We start from the raw sequence: 22,306 nt of genomic DNA on the forward strand, positions 1-22,306 counted from the left end.
AACCCTCAAAACATGCCACCGAAGTCTCGTACTGCGGCGGGGGCCAAGAAGGTCCGCCGTAAGGAAAAGAAGAATGTCGCGCACGGTCACGCGCACATTAAGAGCACCTTCAACAACACCATCGTCTCGATCACGGACCCGACCGGTGCCGTGATCGCGTGGGCGTCGAGTGGTCACGTGGGCTTCAAGGGCTCGCGTAAGTCCACCCCGTTCGCCGCGCAGATGGCCGCCGAGAACGCCGCCCGCAAGGCTGCCGAGCACGGCATGAAGAAGGTCGACGTTTTCGTGAAGGGCCCGGGTTCGGGTCGCGAGACGGCGATCCGCTCGCTGCAGGCGGCCGGCCTCGAGGTCGGCACCATCCAGGACGTGACCCCGCAGCCTCACAACGGCTGCCGCCCGCCCAAGCGGCGCCGGGTCTGAGGAACGGGGAGGAGTAAGAAGAAATGGCTCGTTACACCGGCCCCGCGACGCGTATTTCGCGTCGCCTCAAGGTTGACCTCATCGGCGGCGACCAGGCTTTCGAGCGTCGCCCCTACCCGCCGGGCCAGCACGGCCGCGGGCGCATCAAGGAGTCCGAGTACCTCCTGCAGTCACAGGAGAAGCAGAAGGCTCGCTACACCTACGGCGTTCTCGAGCGTCAGTTCGTCCGGTACTACAAGGAAGCCGTCCGGCGTCCGGGCAAGACCGGTGAGAACCTGCTGCAGATCCTCGAGTCCCGTCTGGACAACGTGATCTACCGCGCCGGTATCGCCCGCACCCGCCGTCAGGCGCGTCAGCTGGTGAGCCACGGTCACTTCGTGGTCAATGGCGTCAAGGTCAACGTGCCCTCGTTCCAGGTCAGCAAGTGGGACATCATCGACGTTCGGCCGAAGTCGTTCGCGATGCTGCCCTTCGTCGCTGCCAAGGAGTCGTTCGGCGAACGTCCCGTTCCCGCGTGGCTCCAGGTTGTTCCGTCCAACCTCCGTGTGCTGGTCCACCAGCTCCCGGAGCGCGCTCAGATCGACGTTCCGGTTCAGGAACAGCTGATCGTCGAGCTCTACTCGAAGTGATCCATCACCGGGCCGGAGATCCTCCGGCCCGGTATGGGTTCGCGCGGCGGCGCTCGGAATGCGCCGCCGCGTCGCCATCCCTTTCGGTGTCATATGGCGGGCGCCGTTTGGAAAGGAAATAGGAAAGATGCTGATTTCCCAGCGACCGGCTCTCGGCGAAGAGACGGTCAACGAGACCCGCTCCCGGTTCACCATCGAACCGCTGGAGCCCGGCTTCGGCTACACGCTCGGCAACTCGCTGCGTCGTACGCTGCTGTCGTCCATTCCGGGCGCGGCCGTGACGAGCATCCGCATCGACGGCGTGCTGCACGAGTTCACCACCGTTCCCGGGGTGAAGGAAGACGTCACCGACATCATCCTGAACCTCAAGGAGCTCGTGGTCTCCTCGGAAGAGGACGAGCCGGTCACTATGTACCTGCGCAAGCAGGGCCCCGGTGAGGTCACCGCTGCCGACATCGTGCCCCCGGCCGGTGTCACCGTGCACAACCCGGATCTGCACATCGCGTCGCTGAACGGCAAGGGCAAGCTCGAAATCGAGCTCGTCGTCGAGCGCGGCCGCGGTTACGTTCCGGCCCTGCAGAACAAGCAGGCGGGCGCGGAGATCGGCCGGATCCCGGTCGACTCCATCTACTCCCCGGTGCTGAAGGTGACCTACAAGGTCGAGGCGACCCGTGTCGAGCAGCGCACCGACTTCGACAAGCTGATCCTGGACGTGGAGACGAAGCCGTCGATCACGCCGCGGGACGCTGTCGCGTCGGCCGGTAAGACGCTGGTGGAGCTGTTCGGTCTCGCGCGCGAGCTGAACGTCGACGCCGAAGGCATCGAGATCGGCCCGTCGCCGCAGGAGGCGGACACCATCGCCGCCTACGCGATGCCGATCGAGGACCTGGACCTCACCGTCCGGTCGTACAACTGCCTCAAGCGCGAGGGCATCCACACCGTCGGCGAACTGGTCTCGCGCAGCGAGGCCGACCTGCTGGACATCCGCAACTTCGGTGCGAAGTCGATCGACGAGGTCAAGCTCAAGCTCGTCGGTCTCGGCCTCGCGCTGAAGGACAGCCCGCCCGGGTTCGACCCGACCGCGGCCGCGGCCAGCTACGACGGTGAAGGCTGGTCCGAGGGCGTCGACAGCATCACGGACGGAATTTCGGACAACGGCCACGACGATGGCCAGGACTACGCAGAGACGGAGCAGCTGTAAGGCCAGCTTCGGCTCCCTCACCGGTAGGGGTGGGGGAGCCCCGGCCTCCAGCTGTGAGCTGAACGAGGAGAACCGATGCCCACCCCCACAAAGGGACCCCGTCTCGGCGGGTCGCCCGCGCACGAACGGCTGATCTTGGCCAACCTGGCCACCCAGCTGTTCGAGCACGGCAAGATCACGACGACCGAGGCGAAGGCCCGGCGGGTGCGCCCGCTGGCCGAGAAGCTGATCACGAAGGCGAAGCGGGGCGACCTGCACAACCGTCGTCAGATCCAGCGCATCGTGCGCGACAAGGACGTCGTGCACAAGCTGATCGCCGAGATCGGTCCGTTCTTCGCGGAGCGTCCGGGTGGCTACACCCGGATCACCAAGACGATGGCGCGCAAGGGCGACAACGCCCCCATGGCCGTCATCGAGCTGGTGGCCGAGAAGACCGTCACCGCCGAGGCCGAGGCCGCGCGCAAGACGAAGTTCGCCAAGGACGAGCCGAAGGCTGCCGCCCCGGCCGCCGAGGAGACCACCGACGCCCCTGAGGCTGCCGACACGGCCGCCACCGAGGCTCCGGAGGCCACCGAGGCTCCCGCCGCCGACGAGGCCGCTGAGGCCCCCGCCGCGGACGCGGACAGCAAGAAGGACTGACGTCCTGACAGCACCGAACACCCCGGACGAGCCCGCCACTCCCACTGCGGAGGGCGGGCTCGTTCGTCTGCGTCTGGATGTCGCCTACGACGGCACCGATTTCTCGGGCTGGGCGCGGCAGCCTGGCCGGCGCACCGTCCAGGGAGTGCTCGAAGAGGCGCTCGCGAAGCAGCCTCCAGGAGGATCGGTCCCGAAGTCCGTCGTCGTCGCCGGCCGCACCGATGCCGGTGTGCACGCGGGCGGCCAGGTGGTCCACGTCGACGCATCGCCTTTAGCGGGCAAAACGCGATCCGGTCGTCTGGAAGTGGACCAGCAGGGCATTCCTGACCTGGGGCGGATGCGTCACCGCTGGAACCGGTACCTGCCGGGCGACGTGCGGGTGCTGGATGCCCGGGTCGCGGCGCCTGGGTTCGACGCGCGCTTCTCGGCCGTGCGGCGGCATTACCTATACCGCGTTTCGGACGCGCCTTGGGGCGTGGATCCGTTGCGACGTCACGACACTTTGGCCTGGGGCCGCCCGCTCTCGGTCGATGCGATGAACGAGGCGTCGGAGGCTCTTTTGGGCCTGCAGGACTTCGCGGCCTTCTGCAAGCAGCGCGAGGGTGGGACGACCATTCGCGAGCTGCAGCGGCTTGTTTGGCGGCGGACCGGGCCGCACGCGGTCGAGGTCGCCGTCTCCGCAGACGCGTTCTGCCACTCGATGGTGCGCAGCCTGGTGGGGGCATTGCTCTTGGTCGGTGACGGCCGTCGTCCGCTGGGCTGGCCCGGCGACGTCCTGGCAAGCCGGACGCGCGACAGCGCTGTGGCTCCCGCACACGGCCTGACGCTGGTGGCGGTCGACTACCCGCCGGATGCCGAACTCGCGTCCCGTGCCGATCAAACGCGCGCCATGCGCACTCCCTCCTGATCCGGCCGCGGCGCGGTTAGCGGGCTAAACGCGCCGCGGCGGCGGGCCCGCCAGACGGACTCGACGATGCCTTTGAAGTCGTTCGCCAGGTCCTCCGCGGTGACGATGACGAATCGCCAGCCTTCGGCCTCCACACGTCTTCGGCGTTTGCGATCGTGGGCTTGTTGCTTCGGTGTGTTGTGCCAACGGCCGTCGTATTCGACGGCGACCTTGAATTGCTCGTCCCCAAGGTCGAGGCGAGCGAGGAAATGGCCGGACCGGGCGGTGACCTCGAGTTGAGGCGTCGCCGTGATGCCGCCGGCGGCCAGCACGATGCGAAGCTCCGACTCCGGGGGCGACTCCGCGCGCGGGTCGGACAGCCGTAGAGCATGTCTGGCCAAGCGGATTCCTCTGTTACGGCGGCCGTAGAACTCCCTGTTGAGATGCAGGTCGGTCAGCTTCTCGGCTCTCATGAACTGATCCAGATCAGGCACGCCGATGCGGAGCCGTCGTACCCAGCCGGATTTGCGAGGAGAAAGCCGGAGGAGCAGATCGAGCGCGGTCCGGCTTTTCCGGGCGATCCGAATGCCGTTCCACGGTCTCGATTCCTCGGGTTGGACTTCGGTACGCCGAACCTTGATACCGACTATCGGGCCGAAGCGGTGTTTCTCCGGTACGACCATCTCGACCGGATCATTGGGTTTCGCCAATTCGACGCCTTGAACGGTCGCGGCCGATCGCCCGGTCAGCACCGCTTCGGGCGGCGCCAGCAACGCGGCTCCTCGGCACCGCAACTCATGCGTGACCTCGACGTCGGCGCGTGTGTAGACGTCCTGGAACAGCCGTCGGACGCTCGAGCCGCGGAGCTGGCTTGCCGTGATGAGGCCTGCCTTGCGCGCCTCCGAGCCGCGGAAGACTTCGGGGAGATGAGATGAATCGAAGGGTTTGGTCATATCGACACGGTGATCGACAAGACCGACAACCCATGGCCGTGACCGCCTATCCGAGCCCGGTTTATCCACAACGCGCGGTCTATCCACAGCCGGCGAGATTGCCTCTTGACATGCAAACCTCGCGCCCCGGAGCGCATTTAGCGGCCTAACCGTGACGCGCGCAGGACGCAAGACGGGGGCACCGTCCGAAAAGGACAGTGCCCCCGCAGAGCACGATCAGCCCGCTAAAGTCGACGCGAGCGGGTTAGTCGCCCCGGCGAACGGGGCCCAGGATCTGTTGCTCTTTCGCCGTGGTGACCAGGCGAAGAGGTCGCCAGAGGTTCCGGCCCAGAGCGACGACCTGGTCGTCCTTCAACGTCGTGAGCTGCTTCATCATCTGGGGCGGGAGCCGCCAGATCCGGGCGGCCAGCTCGGCCTGCCCCGGCGGGAGCCGCTGCATCAGCACCAGGTCGGCCGCGTTCGCGGTCGCCCCGGCCTGCGGGTGCAGGTACGGCAGCACGTAGATCGTCGTCTGCCACGGCGACCGCGGCGGGAACAGATCTTGCGGCGTCGGGCCACCATCGGTCACCACGAGCAGCGGCGCGTCCTCGGAGGGCCGCGGGAGGTCCACCGGCGACAGCCGCCGGATCTGCACCAGCGGCGAAGGCCTGCCGTTGGGCTGGTTCCCCGCGGCCTGCGGGAGCACCTGCCACGCGGCCGGACGGCCGGTCGCCACGACGACCCACGCCCCGACCGCCATCGCCCGCAGCGCCACCTGGCGAGCCAGGTAAAGACCACCGACGAGCACGATCCGGGTCGGCGTCGAGCGCAGCGCGGAGATCGTCAGCGGCTCGCCCTTGAGGCCGGAGCCGAGGACGATGCCGCCGCGATCACCGGATGGGCTGATCGCGTCGAGCATCGCTGGGTCGACGGTGAATTCCGGGGCGACACCGGTGCTCTGGCCTGCGTCGCGCATGCGGGTGCTCATGCCGTGCCTCCGATCGGCAAAGTCGCGGAGAACCCGGAGATCTGCAGGCCGCGCAGCGGCGTCAGCGTCACACCCAACCGGTCCGAGATGCCCTGCAGCCGCTGATCGGCCGCGTCCAGTTCACGCGGGTTTCGCGCGCTCAGGCGAACGATTCCCCGCAGGCCGATCTTGCCTTCGTCCGCCGACGGCGAGATCGACATCGCCACCGTCGCCGACAGCGCGCGGACACTGGTCAGCGCGTTCAGGCTGCCGCTGATCTTGCCCTTCGGCCAGCTGGTGATCGCGTAGCTCGCGTGACCGATACCGGCAGCGGTGACGCCGGTCCAGCGTTCCTGCAGGCCGACCTTGCCCTGCGAACCGGCGACCGCGGTCAGTTCCGCGGCCGAAATGCTCGACCGCAGCAACTCGTCCGGGTCGAGCGGCCGGGTCGGCACGCCCTGCGATTCCAACGCGTTGCGCACCCGCGAGAGCGCGCCGATCAGGGCGCGATGCGCACCCACGACGCCGCCGCCGCGTTCGCGGATGGCCGCCGGGCACCGGCGTGGGTCGAGCCGGATGGCGACCCACGTCGTCCGCCGGGCCGCCGCGGGGAGCGGGCCGAGCACCTCCATGTAGGAGCTGAGCGCGGGCGAGTCCGACGGAAGCGCGGCGCTGCCCGGGTAGCAGTGCCAGATCATCTGGATCGAGTCGAGGACCACACCGCGGTCTTCGAGGCACGGCGCGAGCGCGGACAGCGGCAGGCTCGGCGCGCCACCCGCCTGGGTGATCAGCGCGGGCGCGGGTTCGACGAGCAGGACGGCGGTCCACGTCCCGTCGTTCCACGCGAGGCCGACCTGCTGGCGCTCGTGGTCCACGCCGTGCGCGACGACGAGATCGGGAACGGCGAGGCGAAGCAGGTTCACGCGGGCGTCGTCGGGACCGGTGACGGCGTCCTCTTCGGCCGCGAGCGACTCGATGCTGCTCGGCGGAAGCGGATTCGCCACCCGATCGTGCGAACGGAACGTGTACCGCATGGTGAGTCCGGCCCATTGGGTGAACCAGCGGCCGCCCCAGCGCAGGAACGCGATGATGATCGCGAACGCGAGCACGCCGATCGCGACGTACTTGAGCTCCATGTCGATCGCGAGCAGGACGAGGCCGATCGCGAGCCCGAGTTCGAGCACGACCAGGTTCGCCACGGGCAGCGGACCGAGGTTGATCCCGCCGGTCCGGCGTCGGGCGGGCGCGGCGATCCGTACCGCCGGAGCGGGCGGAGGACCGGGCTGCGGGCCGGGGCCGCCGGACGGAGGACCGCCGGGACCGCCTGGCCCACCAGGACCTCCCGGACCCCCAGGGCCACCGGGACCCTTGGGACCACCGGGCCCTCCAGGACCCCCGGGACCGCCAGGACCCTGCGGTCCGCCAGGCCCTCCAGGGCCGCCTGGGCCCCCGGGACCGCGAGGAACACCGGGGCCTCCCGGGCCTCCGGCCGGGCCACCCGGACCACCCGGTCTGCCGGGCCTGGGCGGCGGCCCCGGCGGACGACCGGGAGGTTGCGACCCCGGAGGGCCGGGCGGACGTGGAGGAGTGGTGACGGACATCCGCGCTTTCTCTTCCCCTCGTGCTTGCTGCGTACCCGGAAAGCCGGTCCCGAGGAACTTGACACTAGCTGGAGTTGGTAGAAACCCCACACCAGACGGTCCCCGTACGGCTATCCTGCGGAACCGTACCGCGACGGGGAGGACTGTAGGTCGAGAATGCCATCAACACCGACTACTAAGTCTCAAGTTCAGGCTTATCAGTTCGTTCTGCGACGGATGCAATCCGCGCTGGTCCGTCGCGACGCGGTCATGCTCCACGACCCGATGCGCACGCACACGCGGGCCACCATCGTGGGTGTCGTGCTGGCCGCGCTGGGCGTCCTGGTCTTCGTCATCTGGGGCCTGCTGAGCCCGAAGCCATCCGTGCCGGAGGCGGGCAACATCGTCATCGGCGAGCAGTCCGGAACGGTCTACGTCGTGGCCGGGAACCCGAAGAAACTGATCCCGACCTTCAACCTCGCCTCCGCGCGGCTGCTGATCATCGCGCAGTCGAAGCAAGGGGCGCAGCAGGCGGGCGCCAAGCCCGCCGGGCCCACGCAGGCCTCCGAAGTGAAGAACCCCACAGTCGTCTCGGACGAACAGCTGAAGAACATCCCCCGCGGCCAGCTCATGGGAATCCCGAACGGCCCGCAGCTGATGCCGACGGAATCCCAGCGGGTCTCCGCGGACTGGGGAGTGTGCGACGAGGTCATGTACGACCCGTCGGTGCCCCAGCCGGACCTCACGAAGACGGAGACGACCGTCTACGCGGGTGTGAAGCAGCTCGGAAGCCGCGAACTCGGTCAGAACGAAGCCTTGCTGGCCAAGGGCGCCAACGGCCGCGAGTATCTGATCTACCGGCAGAAGCCGGACCCGAACGTCCGGAACGCGAACGCCGTCAAGGCCGAGATCCAGCCTGACGCGAACGCCGTCCGGTCCGCCCTGAAGCTGCCCAATCAGCCCCGCGGTATCTCGCAGGGCCTGCTGGACGCGATCCCCGAGGTGCCGGAGCTGAAGCTCCCGGACGTCCCTGGCAAGGGTGAGAACCCGAACTACGAGATCGAAGGCATGAGGGTCGGCGACGTGTTCTCCACGGAGCAGGCCGAAGGCCGGAAGGACTTCTACCTCATCACCAGGGAAGGCATCCAGTCCATCTCCCCGGCCGTCGCCGACATCGTGCAGACCGGGAAGAACGACGGCAGCACTTCGGTCATGTCCGTGCCGCTGGGCAAGATCCGCAACCTCACGCGGGTTTCCCAGGTCGTCGAGCTCGACTCTTACCCCCAGGCCGTGCCGACGGTGCTCAACGCGACCCAGGGTTCCCGGGTCTCCTGCCTGAGCTGGTCCGTCGCCGGCGAGGGCGCCACCCGGGACGCGCACACGGCGGTGTTCGTCGACGACAAGCTGCCGAAGGGCAGGAACGCCGACGGTTCCGCCCCCGGGGTCAAGATCGGTACCCCCGGCCCGGTCGGTGCGCCGATCAACAGCTTCTACATGGAGCCCGGTTTCGCGGCGGTCGTCCAGTCGGCGACCGGCAAGGAGACCTTCGACAAGGGGCCGATCCAGCTGATCTCCGATCGCGGGATCCGGTACGGCGTTCCCGACGCCGTCACGGCGGATTCGATCGGGCTCAACAAGCGGGTGCCCGCCCCCGAGTCCATCATCAGGATCCTGCCGACGGGTGCTTCGCTGAACACGCAGGACGTGCTCCGGACGTTCGACACGGTGCCGATCGACGACAGGGCCGGGTCGGTCGCCACGCAGTCGCAGCAGGCTCCGGCGGGTAACTGAGCACGGGAACCCGCCGGACGGCGCGAGCGTCTCAACGCCCGAGCGGAATCGGGTGAGTGGAGGGTGCAGTGGCCGGCCTGAAGATCGACGGTGACGTCGTCGGTGACTACGCGAAACGGGTGGACGCGGCCGCCGGAGAGCTGGACGTGGCGGCCGCGGAGGTGACGGGCGAGGGCGTCACCGTCGAGTCCCACGGCACGCTGGGCGAGGAACTGGGCCTCGGGGCGTCCTATGGTCGTGCGGCCGAGGCCATCCGGCGTCAGCTGGTGGAGGGCGCGGCCGCGCTGAGGTCGGCATCCGAAGCCCTGCACACGGTGACCGCGCGGCACGCCGGGCACGACGACGAGGCCGCGCAGACGATCAAGCGCGCAGTGGAGCTCTGAACGCATGATCGCCGAATCGGAGAACCCCACGGATTCCATCCCGCACCCGATGGCGGCCGCACGCCCGGCGACGACCCCGATCGCGATTAGCCCGCTAAACGCGATCGGGTCAGGCGGTGAGGAGCTGATCGACGCCGCGGCACCGCATCTCGCCTTCGTCTCGGAGCTGGCCGGGCATCTGGGGCTGATCGATCCGGTCGAGACCTACCTGACCCCGTTGGCGGGGCGCTGGGAGGACTTGAAGGACGAGGCGGAGCTGCTCCGGAAAGCAGCGAAGACCGCGGGCAACGTCTCGAACGAACTGTCGGAGGACCTCGGTCGTCTCGACGCCGGGTGGTCCGGGAAGGACGCTGACGCCTTCGTCGCGTACATCGTGGACATCAACGCCGCGGGCTCCGACGTCGAAGACGCCCTCACCACGCTGGCGAGCTCGCTCGACGAACTGGTGCTGTCGATCCGCCGCATCCTGACCGACCTCGTCGAGATCCTGGTCGACACGGCCGAACTGACCTCCGAGACCGCGATGCTGCCGGTCGGCGGCGCCCGGCGGGCGCGGACCCAGCTGGAGGAGGCGCAGGAGTCGGCCAAGGCGCTCTACGAAGCCGCGCGCAATGTCCTCGAAGGCTTCGTGCGGTTTTGCGACGGCGTCGACGATCCCGACGCCGGCTCGCGGAGCATCGAAATCGCTCACCGGTACCCGCAGGACGAGTTCAAGCTTCACGACGATTCCGAGGCGCAGGGTGCGCCGGTGCCCGAGAAGGCCCCCGCTCAGGCGGATTCCGATGCGGCGGACGAAGAGCAGTCGACGTCGCCGTCCGCGGCCGACGGCAGGCAGACCGGGTCGCACGAACCGCTGATCGAGCAAGGGCAGGCGCTGGTCCCGGAGGTCGCGCCCGTTCAGGCCGCACCGGCTCACGGGCAGGGGGTCGCCGGGGCCGGATCGGCGATGATGCCGATGGGGATGGCGCCGATGATGGGGATGGGCGGCATGGGCGGGGGCGGTCAGACGGCTCACCAGTCCAAGACCCGGCCCGCCTCGAAGCCGTCCGACGTGGTCGGTGAGCCCGGTCAGGTCGTCCCGCCCGTGATCGGCGAGGACGAGAAGCCGGCGAAGCCCACCCCGAAGCCCAAGCCCGCCAAGTAGGCAGAGCGACTTTCGCGGGCTAAGTGCGATCTGGGCGGCTCGGGGTGAGCCCGCGTCAGATCGCACTTAGCCCGCGAAACGCAGGTCTTACGGGGTCTTGCGGCCTGGTGAGGCGGTCGGCCGGTTGCGGCGGACCGAGTGCACCACGAACAGCGTGACGAGCAGCGCCACCAGGCCCCCGCCGGTTCCGGCGAGCGCGACGATCATCGGGGCCGGGTCGCGGTCGTTCGCGGGCGGCAGGTTCGCGGGCAGCTGGACCGGCTTGGCCTTGTCCGCCTCCGACGGCACGATCGCCGTCAACGCCGCGATCGGATCGATGACGCCGAAGCCGACGAAGTTGTCCCGCCCGCCCGGCGCCGCGGGGTGCTGCGCCGTCGCCTTGATCCGGGTCATCACGTCACGGGCCGTCAGTTCCGGGAACTTCTGGCGCACGAGCGCGGCCACACCGGCGACGTACGGGACGGCGAAGCTGGTCCCTTGGATGGGACCGGGGTCCTTGCCGCCCTCGATGGTCAGGTTGGCCAGGCTGCTGGAACCCTCCGCGGGGTCCAGGGAGATGATCTTGGTGCCCGGCGCGGCGACACTGACCCACGGCCCGTGGACGCTGAATTCCGCGACACCGCCGGTCTCGTCGATCGCCGCGACCGACAACACGTCTTCGGAGAACCAAGGCGGCGTGACGATGGTCTTGGGGGACTTGGGATCCGGCTGATCGTTCTGCACGCATTTGTCGCCGACGTTGCCCGCCGCCGCGACGACGACCACATTGCGATTGACGGCGTAGTTCACCGCCGCCTGAAGCTCCTGCTCGCCCTTGGTGATGCTTCCGTTGGCCGAGCGGCAGTTGTCGACCGACATGTTGATGACGTTGGAGCCCTTGTCGACAGCGCGAACCACCGCCTGCGCGAGTGTGGTCAGCGTGCCCGCGGTCTTGCCCTGCTCCTGCTGCCGTCCGCCCTTGTCCTGGCCAGGCGCGGTCCCGCCGACAGCGCCATTCCCCTGCGAGGACGGCGGAAGCTGCGATCCCGGGTTGTTCGACGAAGGCGGCGGAGCCGAGCTGGACGCGGGAGGCGGCGGCTCTTCCTTCTTCTCGACTTCCTCGTAGTTCTGGCTGGACTGCCGGATCGACAGGATCGTGGCGTCCGGCGCCACCCCACGGAACCCGATGCTCGCGTCGGGCGGGTTCGCGGCGATGATCCCCGCTACTTCGGTGCCGTGACCATCACAATCCTCGAGCCCCGGCGGCTTGCCTCCGCCGGGTGGCGCGACGTAGTCGCCACCCGATTCGACCCGGCCCCCGAAGTACGGGTGCGCGGAGACACCGGTGTCGATCACGGCGACCTTGATGCCGCCGCCCACCGACTTCTTGGCGCCGCGCATCAGCTGGTGGACCTTTTCGATCTGCAGGTACTCCTGGCCCCAAGGCCGGTTCTTGATGTCGACCTGGTCGCCGCCGAGTTTGCTGCGCTGGACGCACTCGGTCTTCTTCTCGTAGGTCTTGTCCGGCTTGCCCGAGTCGGCCGGCTTCTTGGACGGGTCCACCCGGGGCGGGATCGCGTAGTAGCCGCCGGCGTCCGGCGCGACGCTGCCTTGCTGTGCCCACGCGGGAAGAGCCACCGGCGCTGGTGAGAGAACACCGATCCCGGCCGCCAGCAGCACCGCTCCGGTGCGTCCGGCGAGGCCGAGGTGGCGGACGCGCGTCCCCCTGGACTTCCGCGCTACGGCCATCAGAGCATCATCCGATCGGGTCGTCACTTGAAGTTGAGGTGGCGCAGCGTCGTGTAGAGATCCATGACGCCGAGCGCCAGCGGGAGCACCGTCGCGATGAAGACGGCCTCGAAGATCTCCACCGTCCGCCGCAGCGGCGGCGAGAAGCGCTGGTTCGGGAAGATCACGCCGACCACGAGCGCGCCGGCGCCGATGAGCAGCAGCACGCCGAACACGAACAGGACGCGGTTCAGCGGGCTCGCCGACCACATCCAGCCGAGCAGGATGCCCGCGCCGGACACCATGCCGGTGGTCAGCAGGGCGATGGCCTGCGCGCCGTTCGCGTACGCCCGCGCCCTGAGGAGCAGGACCAGCGTGGCGATCACGCCGAGGATCGGGCCGAAGACCGTCGGCGAAGTCGAGGCGATGATCGCGAACAACGCCGTGGCCGCGCCGCAGCCGGTCAGCAGACCGGTCATGTACTCGTGGGCGACCGCCGTGCGGCGCTCGATGGCGCGGTAGTCCGGGAAGCCCGAGTCTTCCTTGAGCTCTTCGGCGCTGCCGGGAACGTGCGGCGTCGGGAGGGCCGCGAGCTTGATCGTCGCGCGCGGCAGGATCGAGATGCAGGCCAGTGAGAACGCGGTGGCGCCGGCGGCGATCCCGGCGATCGGGGTGTCGATGAGCGTCGCGGCCAGGAAGGTCAGCGCCGAGATCGTGGCCGTCGTCGCGGCCGCGATGAAGATGGTGATCCCGTGCCCGATGACGAGGATGCAGACCGCCGCCACGATGATCACGAGGGCGCTCGCGAGCAGCAGGTTCGCCCATACGGACAGCCCCGGCACGATGTAGAACCCGCTGACGAACGCCAGCGGCAGACCGCCCGCGGCGGCGATCAGGACACCGGTGGCCTGGGCCTGGTAGGCCTTGGCCAGCGTCGCGCCGATCGCGACGCACGCGATCGCGCCGACACCGCCGGCGATCGCGGCGGCGAGCGCGTTGCCGCCGTACAAAGAACCACTGGTGAAGAGCGCGAGGGCCGCGAAGAACAGTGCGAGGCCGCCCGCGATGTGCCCGAAGCGGCGTGCCGTCTCCTTGGTCCAAGGACGGAAGCTGTCCGGAGACGACTCGGCGATCGCGTCGACGACGTCGTCGTAGAGCGGAGGCGGCGGGTTCTCGTTGCGCTTGCGCAGCTGCAGCAGCTCGCCGTCGACCACGCCGAGGGACGCGAGGGTCCGGCTCGGGTCGAGCGGTGCGTCGCCCAGCTTCGCCAGCGCCCAGCCGCCGTGGCGGGCGCCGCCGTCCGGCGTCGCCTCCTTCGCCATCTCCAACAGCATGGGCAGCAGGTCCGCCACCGCGACGTCAGCCGGCAAAGCCACGTCGATCCGGGTGCGTGGCGCGACCACCGTCACCCTGCTGAATACCGTCGTGCCCGTTGCCACTGCCTTCCCCCTGCCCTGAGAGTCTGCTCCCCGGGGAACCTATACCGAACCCGGGTGCCCACATCATCGACTGTCGGAAAAAGACCGGCAAAAGTAAGAGAGGCGACCCCCGAGCCCCCTCAGGTCGGCCGCCGGCGCGTCGACTTTAGCCCCCTAATCGTCACGCGCCGGAGCCCTGGGCGCCCGGGTGCCCCACGACCGCCGGAGCGCGATTAGGGGGCTAAACGCACGTCGGGCGTCTGGGCGCCGGATCGCAGTTAGGCCGCTAAACGCACGTCGGCGGAGCCGGAGCCCTACACTCCCGACATGCGTACGGTCCCGGCCGGGGCCGTTCTCGGCGTTGTCCGGATTTCGTCGGCCACGTTCGATAGGTTGTCTCGCGCACCAGTACGCGCACCAACGGTGGCCGCCATCGTCGAGTTTGAAGAGGGGTCCTTCGATGAGCACGCTGCAGTTCAAGAAGTCACCGCGTCTGGCGGCGCCGCGGCCGCCGGGCGGCGAGGTGCATCTCGAACCGCCGCCTGAGGTGCCGCGCACCATCCCGGGCAACATCGTCATGAAGCTGCTTCCCGCGGTGATGATCGTCGCCTCCCTCGGGATGATGGTCTTCATGTTCACCACGGGTGGACGCAATCCCATGATGATGATGATGGGCGGCATGATGGTGCTCAGCACCGTCGGCATGATGGCCGGCGGCGCGGGCAAGGGCGGCGGCGCCAAGAAGGCCGAGATGGACGAGGACCGCAAGGACTACCTGCGTTACCTCGGCCAGATGCGCGACAGGGCCCGCGAGGCCATGGTCGACCAGCGCGCTGCTCTCGAGTGGGTCCACCCCGACCCGCAGACGATGTGGTCGCTGGCCGCGAGCCGCCGCATGTGGGAACGCCGCCAGAACGACCAGGACTTCCTTCACCTCCGCGTCGGCCGCAGCTCGCACCGCCTCGCGACGCGGCTGGTGCCGCCGCAGACCGGCCCGGTCGACGAGCTGGAGCCGATCGCGACGCTGGCCCTGCGCCGGTTCGTCCGCGCGCATTCGATCGTCCCGGACCTGCCGACCCAGATCACCCTCCGCGGGTTCGCCGCGGTCAGCATGCAGGGCGACCGCGGTCTCACCCGCGGTCTCACCCGGGCGATGCTGGCCCAGCTGGTCACCTTCCACAGCCCCGACGACGTCCTCATCGCGGTCGCGACGGCGGGCCGCGCCAAGGAGGAGTGGGAGTGGGCGAAGTGGCTGCCGCACGCGCAGCACCCGGCGCTCGCCGACGGTATCGGCCAGCTGCGGATGATGGCCGGCTCCCTCGCGCAGATCGAGCAGTGGCTCGACGAGGAACTCCGTGACCGCCAGCGCTTCTCCCGCAACGCGACGCCCGCCCCGGACCAGCCGCACGTCGTCATCATCGTCGACGACGCCGAGGTCACCCGCGAGGAGCAGATCATCCTCGAAGAGGGGCTGGTCGGCGTCACCCTGATCGACCTTTCCGACTCCATCGGCAACCTCGCGGCCCGTCGCGGTCTGCGGCTGGTCGTCGAGGAAGACCGCCTCGGCGCGCGCAGCGCCGGCGGCGTCGAGTGGTTCGGCCGCCCGGACACGCTCAGCGTGGTCGAATCCGAAGCACTGGCGCGGCTCCTGGCCCCGTACCGCGTCGGCACCGCCGCGCAGGACGCCGCCGAGGAAGAGCCGCTGCTGTCCAACCCCGGTCTGCTCGAGCTGCTGGGCATTCCCGGCGACCCGATGACCTTCGACGTCCAGCAGGCCTGGCGGCCGCGTCCGGTGCGAGACCGCTACCGCGTCCCGTTCGGCGTCGGCGAGTACGGCCAGCCGGTCGAGCTGGACATCAAGGAAGCCGCGATGGAGGGCATGGGCCCGCACGGCCTGTGCATCGGTGCGACCGGTTCCGGTAAGTCGGAGTTCCTCCGCACCTTGGTGCTGGGCATGCTCGCCACGCATTCGTCGAGCACGCTGAACTTCGTCCTCGTCGACTTCAAGGGTGGTGCGACGTTCCTCGGTCTGGACGCCGCTCCGCACGTCTCCGCGGTGATCACCAACCTCGCGGACGAGGTCACGCTGGTCGACCGCATGAAGGACGCGCTGGCCGGCGAGATGAACAGGCGCCAGGAGGCGCTGAAGAACGGCGGTAACTTCAAGAACGTCTGGGAGTACGAGAAGGCCCGCGAGAACGGCGCCGACCTCGACCCGCTGCCCGCGCTCTTCATCGTCTGTGACGAGTTCTCCGAGCTGCTGGCCGCGAAGCCGGACTTCATCGACCTGTTCGTCGCCATCGGCCGTCTTGGCCGGTCGCTGCAGATGCACATGCTCCTCGCGTCGCAGCGGCTGGAAGAGGGCAAGCTGCGCGGTCTCGACTCGCACCTGTCCTACCGCATCGGTCTGAAGACCTTCTCCGCCGCGGAATCCCGTGCCGCGATCGGTGTGCCCGACGCGTTCGAGCTGCCGTCCGTGCCCGGTGGCGGTTACCTCAAGTACGACACCTCGACGCTGGTCCGCTTCAAGGCCGCGTACGTCTCGGGCCCGTACCGGCCCGCGGGCATCAAGGCCGCCGGCCCGGTCGCGACCGTGGTCCGCGCGGACAAGCGCCCGCAGCTGTTCGTCCCGGACTTCGTCGAACTGCCGAAGGAGCCGGAGCCGCAGCAGATCGAGGCCGCGCCGGTGGAAGAGGCCAAGTCGGAGGAGGCCGTCGAGCCGAGTGAGCTCGACGTGATCGTGTCCCGGCTGATCGGCCAGGGCCCGCCCGCGCACGAGGTGTGGCTGCCGCCGCTCAAGGAACCGAACTCGCTCGACACCCTGCTGCCGAACCTGAACCCCACCGACGACCGCGGTCTTTCCCCGGTCGGGTTCTTCGGCAACGGACGGCTCCAGGTGCCGATGGGCATCGTCGACCGCCCGTACGAGCAGCGTCGTGACCTGCTGTGGGCCGATTTCTCCGGTGGCGCCGGGCACGGTGTGATCGTCGGGGGTCCGCAGTCGGGCAAGTCGACCATGCTCCGGACGCTGATCATGTCGATGGCGCTGACCCACACCCCCGAGGAAGCGCAGTTCTACGCGCTCGACCTCGGTGGCGGTACGTTGGCCGGTCTCCAGGGCCTCCCGCACGTCGGCGGGGTGGCCGTCGCCCGGCGCGAGCCGGACAAGGCCCGCCGGATCGTGGCCGAGCTGACCACCCTGCTCACCGAGCGGGAAGGCCGGTTCGGTGCGATGGGCATCGACTCGATGAACGAGTTCCGCAACCGCAAGCGGCGGGGCGAGATCAAGCCCGAGGAAGACGCCTTCGGTGACGCCTTCCTGATCGTCGACAACTGGAAGGCGCTGCGGGACGACTTCGACGAGCTGGAGATCTCGATCACCAAGCTCGCCACCCAGGGTCTTTCGTACGGCGTGCACGTCATCATCGCGGCGAACCGGTGGGCGGACATCCGTCCGGCGATCAAGGACATGATCGGTTCCCGGTTCGAGCTGCGCCTCGGTGACCCGAGCGAGTCGGACATCGACCGCCGGGTCGCGGTGAACGTCCCGGCCGCGCGTCCCGGCCGCGGTCTCACCAGGGACAAGCTACACCTGCTGACCGGTCTGCCGCGGATCGACGGATCGAGCAACCCGGACGACGTCGCCGCCGGCGTCGCCGACGCGGTCGCGAAGATCAAGGCCGCGTGGAAGGGCCGCCCGGCGCCGCAGGTCCGCCTGCTGCCGGAGATGGTCACCTACGACGAGGTCCTGTCCATCGACACCAAGCGCAACACGAAGCTGGTGCCGATCGGTGTCAACGAGGAAGACCTCCAGCCGATCTACCTCGACTTCGCCGCCGATTCGCACTTCTACGCGTTCGCGGACGGCGAGTCGGGCAAGACGAACCTGCTGCGCCAGATCACCCGGGGCATCACCGAGCGGTACACGACGCAGGAAGCGGTCATCATCCTCGTCGACTACCGGCGCACGATGCTCGGCTTCGTCGGCGGAGACCAGCTGCTCGGCTACGCGGTGTCCGCCGCGCAGCTGGACAGCATGGTCAAGGACGTCCACGGGTCGATGACCCGGCGGCTCCCCGGCCCGGACGTCACGCAGGAGCAGCTGAAGACGCGGTCCTGGTGGACCGGTCCGGAACTGTTCGTCATCGTCGACGACTACGACCTGGTCGCCACGCAGACGAGCAACCCGCTGAAGCCGCTCGCCGAATTCCTCGCGCAGGCGAAGGACGTCGGTCTGCACATCGTCGTCGTGCGCCGCAGTGGTGGCGCGAGCCGAGCGATGTTCGACCCGATCCTCGGCAAGCTCAGGGAGATCGCGGCGCCCGGTATGGTCATGAACGGCTCGCGCGACGAAGGCAACCTCGTCGCGAACGTGAAGCCGAGCCAGATGCCGCCGGGCCGAGGCAACCTCGTGACCCGGAAGCACGGCAAGCAGCTCATGCAGGTCTCGTGGATCCAGCCGGACTGACCTCCCGCGGAACCAGGTGAGGTACGGGCCGGGCGTGGGATGACGACGACGATCTGCGGGAGTGGCTTGTGACAGTGCGGGTTGCGGTGGACTTCGGGACATCGAGCACCTGCGTAGTCGCTTCGATCAACGGCCGCGAGCCGCAGGTCGTCGTGGTGGACGGGCAGCCCCTGATGTCGTCGGCGGTCTACGCCGCGCCGGACGGGACGCTGTTCGTCGGCCAGGAGGCGGAGCGGCAGGCGGCGGTGGATCCGTCGCGCTACGAGCCGAATCCGAAGCGCCGGATCGACGAAGGCGACCTGCTGCTGGGCGACAACGTCCTGCGCGTGACCGACGTCGTCCACGCCGTGCTGAAGCGCGCGGTGACCGAGGCGCGCCGGCTCGCCGGTGACGCCGAGGTCGAGCTGCTCGTCCTGACCCATCCCGCCGATTGGGGCGCGACCCGTACCCGGCTGCTCCGGCAGGCGGCGGGCGGGCTCGCGCGTCAGGTCGCGCTCGTGCCGGAGCCGGTCGCCGCGGCGGTCTATCACGCGGCGACGTTCGCCCCGGCCGACCTCAATTCCGAGCGCACCATCGAGTTCAGCGGCCGCCCCGGCGACGCGCTGGCGGTACTCGACCTCGGCGGCGGCACCGTCGACGTCTCCGTGGTGCAGCGCATGCCCGGCAGCCCGGCGGATCGCAGTTCGCCCGCTAAACGCGCCGGGTTCCAGGTGCTGGCCACCCGGGGCGATCCGAGCTTCGGGGGAGCGGACGTCGATCAGGCGCTCCTGGAACACGTCGGTTCGCTGGTGTCGTCCGTCGACCCGCCGGAATGGCGGAAGCTCGTCGAGGGCCGCGAGCTCACGGACAGACGGCGTCGCCGCGTCCTGAGGCAGGACGTGCGGGGCGCGAAGGAGACGCTGTCGCGGCACGCGTACACAGACGTCCCGATGCCGCCGCCGTTCGCCGACGCGCATGTGACCCGGGAGGACCTCGAGCGGCTCATCGCGGGCCCGCTCGGCCGGGCGGTCGAGCTGACCGTGGCCGCGATCGGCGATTCCGGGCTGCGGCCGAAGCAGCTGACGGCGATCTTCCTCGTGGGCGGGTCCAGCCGGATCCCGATGGTGTCCCGGCTGGTGCACGAGCGGACCGGTGTCGTACCCACGACCCTGGATCAGCCGGAGACCGTGGTCGCCCGCGGTGCCCTGCGCGCCGTGCTGATCGATCCCGACCGGACGGGTTCGCTCGCGGGCTCCGCGGTCTCCCGTGTCGGCGGCGGCCCCGCGCCCGCCCCGGCCGACCGGCGTCCCGATGTCCCGCGCCCTCCGTTCCCGCCCGGCCCACCGCCGCAGAGCGCGTTTAGCCCGCTAAACGCGACGCGACAAGGGCCGCCGTCGCCTCCGATGGGACAGCAGGGAATGGCGGCGCCCCCGCCGTGGCGGCCGGGTGAGCCCGCCCGGGAACCCAAGCCCGCCGAGAGCGGTGGGAAGAACAAGAAGCTGCCCTGGATCATCGCCGGCGCCGTGGTGGCCGTCGCGGCGGTCGTCGGAGGCATCCTCTTGGCGGTCAACAGCGGCGAGGCCGAGCCGGAGGGCCGCACGCTCGCCCAGTACGACTACCGCTTCATCGCGCCGCCGGACTGGACACAGACCGACGACCGCGTCGCCAAGCGTCAGGTGGTGATCCACCCCAGCGAATCCCTCACCGGCGACGACCTCGTGGTCGCGCAGGAGAACGTGATGGACTACGACGCGACGGCCGACCGACAGAAGCTCGTCGACGAACTCGCCGCGCTGGCGCGGCAAGAGCCGGACAAGTACAGCGGCTTCAACGGTGCCGCGCAGTACGCCGGGAAGACCGTCATCTACTACCGCGAGACCAAGCCGAGCGCGCGCGTCGACTGGTACGTCGTCGTGCAGGGAAAGACTCGCGTTCACATCGGGTGCCAGTACGGCACCGGCTCACCGCTCGAACAACGCGTGAGCGCGGCCTGCGAGCAGGTCGTCAAGACGATGGTGGTCATCAACTGAAGGGGGAGGCGCATGCCACCCGAACCCGAGACCGCCGCCGAACACTTCGCGCGTACAGGGCGCGACGCGGTCACTTATGCGCGGCAGGTCGCCCGCACGGCCAAGGCGCGCTACGAACGCCGCCGGGGTGAGAACGCCGAACTGGCGAAGCAATTCGGCAAGGGACGGCTCGCGGGCGGCGAGACCGCGCCGACTCCCGCCGTCGTCCGGAACGCGGCGAAACGGTTCCGCGTCGGCGCCGGTCTTCCGGTTCCCGCTTTGCCCTCGGCGGCCGAGTTGGTTCCCCTTCGGCCAGAACCGGCGGCCAGACGGCCACGTGTGGGTGATGACGATGAGGACTTTTCGCAGTCGCGAATCATGAGCCGCGGCGATTGAACGATCTGTGTGCGTTCGCTAAATCGCGTGGTGAGAGCCATTTTCTGTGGGCGAACCGCGGCGCGCGCGCCGAGTTCCCGCGTCCGGTTCCCGCCGGGAGCGTTAACGCAAGCAACTACTTGAAACCAACGAGCGACAAGAGGGAACCAGACGTGGCAGTGTCTCCGTCGTAGGTCCGTACCAAACGAACTTCACCGAGTACGGATAACCACGAACGAAGGGGGTAGCTCCCATGGCTGGCGGTTTTCAGGGGAATGTCGAGCAGTTCACCCAGGCTGAGAAGCGGGTGACCGAGGTTCGCGTTTCGATGGACCAGAACCTGAGCAAGCTTCGCGACAACATCGAGGCCACCCGCGCGGGCTGGACCGGCGACGCCTCGATCGCGTTCAACAACGTGATGAAGCGCTTCGACGAGACGGGCCGCGGACTCAACCAGGCCCTCCAGAACATCGGTGACCTGCTCGAGCAGGCCGGCTCGAAGTACAACGCTTCCGAGCAGCAGCAGCAGGAACTCATCAACTCGGTCAACAAGGGCTTCGGCGTCCTCGGCTGAGCTGGCTTCACCCCGCAAAATCCAAGACTTTTCTTAATCACTGGAGGAATTCATGGGCGAGATGAAGGTCGATTACGCCACGATCCACGCGGCGGCCGACGACTGCAAGACCACCGGAGGCGAGCTGGAGTCCCTCTTCGGTCAGCTGAAGAGCGACCTCGCTCCGCTGGTCAACACCTGGCAGGGTGACGCGCAGACCGCGTACATCGCCGCGCAGACCGAGTGGGACAACAAGTTCGAGGAGCTCAAGCAGCTGCTCGCGCAGGTCGCCGGCGTGCTGCCGCAGCTGGCCGACGGTTACCAGGCCACGGAACAGGGCGTCACCGGCCTGTTCTGAGTCTTCCGGCTCCGAACGAGCAACGGCGGGCAGGCATCTCCGGATGCCGAGCCCGCCGTTTCGTTTGTGTCAAAGGAAAAGCCGCGACGGGATCGTCGCGGCTTTTCTCGTCCGGCAGCGGGGTCAGTGTGGTGAACCGACCTCGAATTCCGGGGTGGTGTTCAGCACCCGGACGGTGACCTTCTTCTGCTGTCCCGAAAGATCGATCGAGCAGTCGAACGTGGTGCCGTTCTCCACCGGCTGACCGGACGGGCAGGACACGTTCTTCACGTCCGGCTCCCCGTAGTGCTCGTTGAGCACGCGGACGACACCGTCCTGGACCGACTTCTGGTCGAGCGTGTCGCCCGCGAACGCGCCGAGCAGCCAAGCACCGACGCCGCCCGCGATCACGACGGCGGCGGCGATCCCGCCGATCAGCAAGGTCTTCTTGGCCGCCTTGGGCTTCTTCGGCTCTGCCCCGAAAGCACCGAGCCCGCCGTACTGAGAAGACTGTGTCTGCTGGGCGGGCTGGAACCCGCCGCCGTACTGTCCCTGCGGGGGAGTGCCCGGAATTTGTTGCTGTGCCTGCCAATCCTGCTGCTGCGGCACGGGCTGCTGCTGCGGTTGCGGCTGTTGTTGCCATGCCGTCCCCGGCGCGGGGGCGCCGCTTTGCTGCCAGGGCCCGGAAAACGACCCGGTGACGCCGGGCTGCTGCTGCCACTGCCCCGTGTAGGAGCCAGTGGCCGCCGCGTTCGGGTCGTTCTGCTGCCACTGCCCGGCATGCGGTCCGGTGGCCTGGCCCTCCTGCTGCCAGCCCTGCTGCTGGTTCGGGGGATTCGCGGGCGGCTGCCACCACTGCTGCGGCTGCTGTTCGGGGGGCTGGCTCAT

The 22,306-nt window shown here is 69.0% G+C and carries 19 protein-coding genes; 13 read left to right on the top strand and 6 right to left on the bottom strand.

Annotated features, from left to right (window positions below):
* Window positions 1–12 precede the first annotated feature (12 nt).
* From rpsK to truA, 5 genes are all read left to right on the top strand, one after another.
* Window positions 13–420: a 30S ribosomal protein S11 gene (gene rpsK / locus ACLJQ7_RS22555; RefSeq protein ID WP_004558885.1), complete on the top strand. Its 408-nt coding sequence runs from the start codon at window positions 13–15 to the stop codon at window positions 418–420.
* Between the two features lie 23 nt (window positions 421–443).
* Entirely contained in the window at window positions 444–1,049 is a 606-nt protein-coding gene (gene rpsD / locus ACLJQ7_RS22560) for a 30S ribosomal protein S4 (RefSeq protein WP_184899070.1), read from the top strand.
* A 127-nt stretch (window positions 1,050–1,176) separates the two neighbouring features.
* The gene (locus tag ACLJQ7_RS22565) at window positions 1,177–2,250 is read left to right on the top strand and encodes a DNA-directed RNA polymerase subunit alpha (protein WP_005166811.1); all 1,074 of its coding nucleotides are present in this window, start codon (window positions 1,177–1,179) and stop codon (window positions 2,248–2,250) included.
* A gap of 75 nt (window positions 2,251–2,325) precedes the next feature.
* Window positions 2,326–2,889: a 50S ribosomal protein L17 gene (rplQ, locus tag ACLJQ7_RS22570; protein ID WP_034304270.1), complete on the top strand. Its 564-nt coding sequence runs from the start codon at window positions 2,326–2,328 to the stop codon at window positions 2,887–2,889.
* Window positions 2,890–2,962: 73 nt separating this feature from the next.
* The gene (gene truA, locus ACLJQ7_RS22575; protein WP_410650300.1) at window positions 2,963–3,796 is read left to right on the top strand and encodes a tRNA pseudouridine(38-40) synthase TruA; all 834 of its coding nucleotides are present in this window, start codon (window positions 2,963–2,965) and stop codon (window positions 3,794–3,796) included.
* On the opposite strand, the gene ACLJQ7_RS22580 is transcribed toward truA, so the two are convergent.
* The 3 genes from ACLJQ7_RS22580 to eccE form a co-directional block, all read right to left on the bottom strand.
* The gene (locus tag ACLJQ7_RS22580) at window positions 3,766–4,728 is read right to left on the bottom strand and encodes an endonuclease domain-containing protein (RefSeq protein ID WP_410650147.1); all 963 of its coding nucleotides are present in this window, start codon (window positions 4,726–4,728) and stop codon (window positions 3,766–3,768) included. The genes truA and ACLJQ7_RS22580 overlap by 31 nt on opposite strands.
* Before the next feature lie 244 nt (window positions 4,729–4,972).
* Window positions 4,973–5,695 carry a hypothetical protein gene (locus tag ACLJQ7_RS22585; RefSeq protein ID WP_410650148.1) on the bottom strand — a complete coding sequence of 241 codons (723 nt, stop codon included), beginning with the start codon at window positions 5,693–5,695 and terminating at the stop codon, window positions 4,973–4,975.
* Entirely contained in the window at window positions 5,692–6,873 is a 1,182-nt protein-coding gene (gene eccE / locus ACLJQ7_RS22590; RefSeq protein WP_410650149.1) for a type VII secretion protein EccE, read from the bottom strand. Before eccE ends, ACLJQ7_RS22585 begins: the two co-directional genes overlap by 4 nt.
* 558 nt (window positions 6,874–7,431) lie before the next feature.
* On the opposite strand from eccE, the gene eccB reads away from it, so the two are divergent.
* The 3 genes from eccB to ACLJQ7_RS22605 all read left to right on the top strand — a co-directional run bounded on the left by eccB (window position 7,432) and on the right by ACLJQ7_RS22605 (window position 10,572).
* On the top strand, window positions 7,432–9,045 hold the full coding sequence (gene eccB / locus ACLJQ7_RS22595) for a type VII secretion protein EccB (protein WP_410650150.1): 1,614 nt from the start codon (window positions 7,432–7,434) through the stop codon (window positions 9,043–9,045).
* A gap of 68 nt (window positions 9,046–9,113) precedes the next feature.
* On the top strand, window positions 9,114–9,428 hold the full coding sequence (locus ACLJQ7_RS22600; RefSeq protein ID WP_410650151.1) for a hypothetical protein: 315 nt from the start codon (window positions 9,114–9,116) through the stop codon (window positions 9,426–9,428).
* 4 nt (window positions 9,429–9,432) lie between these two features.
* Window positions 9,433–10,572, top strand: coding sequence for a WXG100 family type VII secretion target (locus tag ACLJQ7_RS22605; protein WP_410650152.1), 1,140 nt, complete (start codon window positions 9,433–9,435; stop codon window positions 10,570–10,572).
* Between the two features lie 87 nt (window positions 10,573–10,659).
* Here the strand turns inward: ACLJQ7_RS22605 and mycP are convergent, their stop codons facing one another.
* The gene (mycP, locus tag ACLJQ7_RS22610) at window positions 10,660–12,300 is read right to left on the bottom strand and encodes a type VII secretion-associated serine protease mycosin (RefSeq protein WP_410650153.1); all 1,641 of its coding nucleotides are present in this window, start codon (window positions 12,298–12,300) and stop codon (window positions 10,660–10,662) included.
* Between the two features lie 23 nt (window positions 12,301–12,323).
* Window positions 12,324–13,688: a type VII secretion integral membrane protein EccD gene (gene eccD / locus ACLJQ7_RS22615; RefSeq protein ID WP_410650154.1), complete on the bottom strand. Its 1,365-nt coding sequence runs from the start codon at window positions 13,686–13,688 to the stop codon at window positions 12,324–12,326.
* 469 nt (window positions 13,689–14,157) lie between these two features.
* On the opposite strand from eccD, the gene eccCa reads away from it, so the two are divergent.
* The 5 genes from eccCa to ACLJQ7_RS22640 all read left to right on the top strand — a co-directional run bounded on the left by eccCa (window position 14,158) and on the right by ACLJQ7_RS22640 (window position 21,439).
* Entirely contained in the window at window positions 14,158–18,165 is a 4,008-nt protein-coding gene (eccCa, locus tag ACLJQ7_RS22620; protein WP_410650155.1) for a type VII secretion protein EccCa, read from the top strand.
* 68 nt (window positions 18,166–18,233) lie between these two features.
* Complete coding sequence (locus ACLJQ7_RS22625; RefSeq protein ID WP_410650156.1) at window positions 18,234–20,174, top strand: type VII secretion-associated protein; 1,941 nt, start codon at window positions 18,234–18,236, stop codon at window positions 20,172–20,174.
* Between the two features lie 12 nt (window positions 20,175–20,186).
* Window positions 20,187–20,549 carry a hypothetical protein gene (locus tag ACLJQ7_RS22630; RefSeq protein ID WP_410650157.1) on the top strand — a complete coding sequence of 121 codons (363 nt, stop codon included), beginning with the start codon at window positions 20,187–20,189 and terminating at the stop codon, window positions 20,547–20,549.
* A 232-nt stretch (window positions 20,550–20,781) separates the two neighbouring features.
* A complete protein-coding gene (locus tag ACLJQ7_RS22635) occupies window positions 20,782–21,102 on the top strand; it encodes a WXG100 family type VII secretion target (RefSeq protein ID WP_350573364.1) in 321 nt (106 codons plus the stop codon).
* A gap of 52 nt (window positions 21,103–21,154) precedes the next feature.
* The gene (locus ACLJQ7_RS22640; RefSeq protein ID WP_410650158.1) at window positions 21,155–21,439 is read left to right on the top strand and encodes a WXG100 family type VII secretion target; all 285 of its coding nucleotides are present in this window, start codon (window positions 21,155–21,157) and stop codon (window positions 21,437–21,439) included.
* Between the two features lie 123 nt (window positions 21,440–21,562).
* On the opposite strand, the gene ACLJQ7_RS22645 is transcribed toward ACLJQ7_RS22640, so the two are convergent.
* Window positions 21,563–22,306, bottom strand: a complete 744-nt coding sequence (locus ACLJQ7_RS22645; protein WP_410650159.1) for a DUF4333 domain-containing protein — start codon at window positions 22,304–22,306, stop codon at window positions 21,563–21,565.

Source organism: Amycolatopsis sp. cmx-4-54 (assembly GCF_046548895.1).
In the GTDB taxonomy this organism is placed as follows: domain Bacteria; phylum Actinomycetota; class Actinomycetes; order Mycobacteriales; family Pseudonocardiaceae; genus Amycolatopsis.

What these genes read in the sequence shown, in the direction of transcription:
- rpsK (WP_004558885.1), top strand. Translation starts at nt 13, where the DNA reads ATGCCACCGAAGTCTCGTACTGCGGCGGGGGCCAAGAAGGTCCGCCGT.
- rpsD (WP_184899070.1), top strand. Translation starts at nt 444, where the DNA reads ATGGCTCGTTACACCGGCCCCGCGACGCGTATTTCGCGTCGCCTCAAG.
- ACLJQ7_RS22565 (WP_005166811.1), top strand. Translation starts at nt 1,177, where the DNA reads ATGCTGATTTCCCAGCGACCGGCTCTCGGCGAAGAGACGGTCAACGAG.
- rplQ (WP_034304270.1), top strand. Translation starts at nt 2,326, where the DNA reads ATGCCCACCCCCACAAAGGGACCCCGTCTCGGCGGGTCGCCCGCGCAC.
- ACLJQ7_RS22580 (WP_410650147.1), bottom strand. Translation starts at nt 4,728, where the DNA reads ATGACCAAACCCTTCGATTCATCTCATCTCCCCGAAGTCTTCCGCGGC.
- ACLJQ7_RS22585 (WP_410650148.1), bottom strand. Translation starts at nt 5,695, where the DNA reads ATGAGCACCCGCATGCGCGACGCAGGCCAGAGCACCGGTGTCGCCCCG.
- eccB (WP_410650150.1), top strand. Translation starts at nt 7,432, where the DNA reads ATGCCATCAACACCGACTACTAAGTCTCAAGTTCAGGCTTATCAGTTC.
- ACLJQ7_RS22605 (WP_410650152.1), top strand. Translation starts at nt 9,433, where the DNA reads ATGATCGCCGAATCGGAGAACCCCACGGATTCCATCCCGCACCCGATG.
- mycP (WP_410650153.1), bottom strand. Translation starts at nt 12,300, where the DNA reads ATGGCCGTAGCGCGGAAGTCCAGGGGGACGCGCGTCCGCCACCTCGGC.
- eccCa (WP_410650155.1), top strand. Translation starts at nt 14,158, where the DNA reads ATGAGCACGCTGCAGTTCAAGAAGTCACCGCGTCTGGCGGCGCCGCGG.
- ACLJQ7_RS22630 (WP_410650157.1), top strand. Translation starts at nt 20,187, where the DNA reads ATGCCACCCGAACCCGAGACCGCCGCCGAACACTTCGCGCGTACAGGG.
- ACLJQ7_RS22635 (WP_350573364.1), top strand. Translation starts at nt 20,782, where the DNA reads ATGGCTGGCGGTTTTCAGGGGAATGTCGAGCAGTTCACCCAGGCTGAG.
- ACLJQ7_RS22640 (WP_410650158.1), top strand. Translation starts at nt 21,155, where the DNA reads ATGGGCGAGATGAAGGTCGATTACGCCACGATCCACGCGGCGGCCGAC.
- ACLJQ7_RS22645 (WP_410650159.1), bottom strand. Translation starts at nt 22,306, where the DNA reads ATGAGCCAGCCCCCCGAACAGCAGCCGCAGCAGTGGTGGCAGCCGCCC.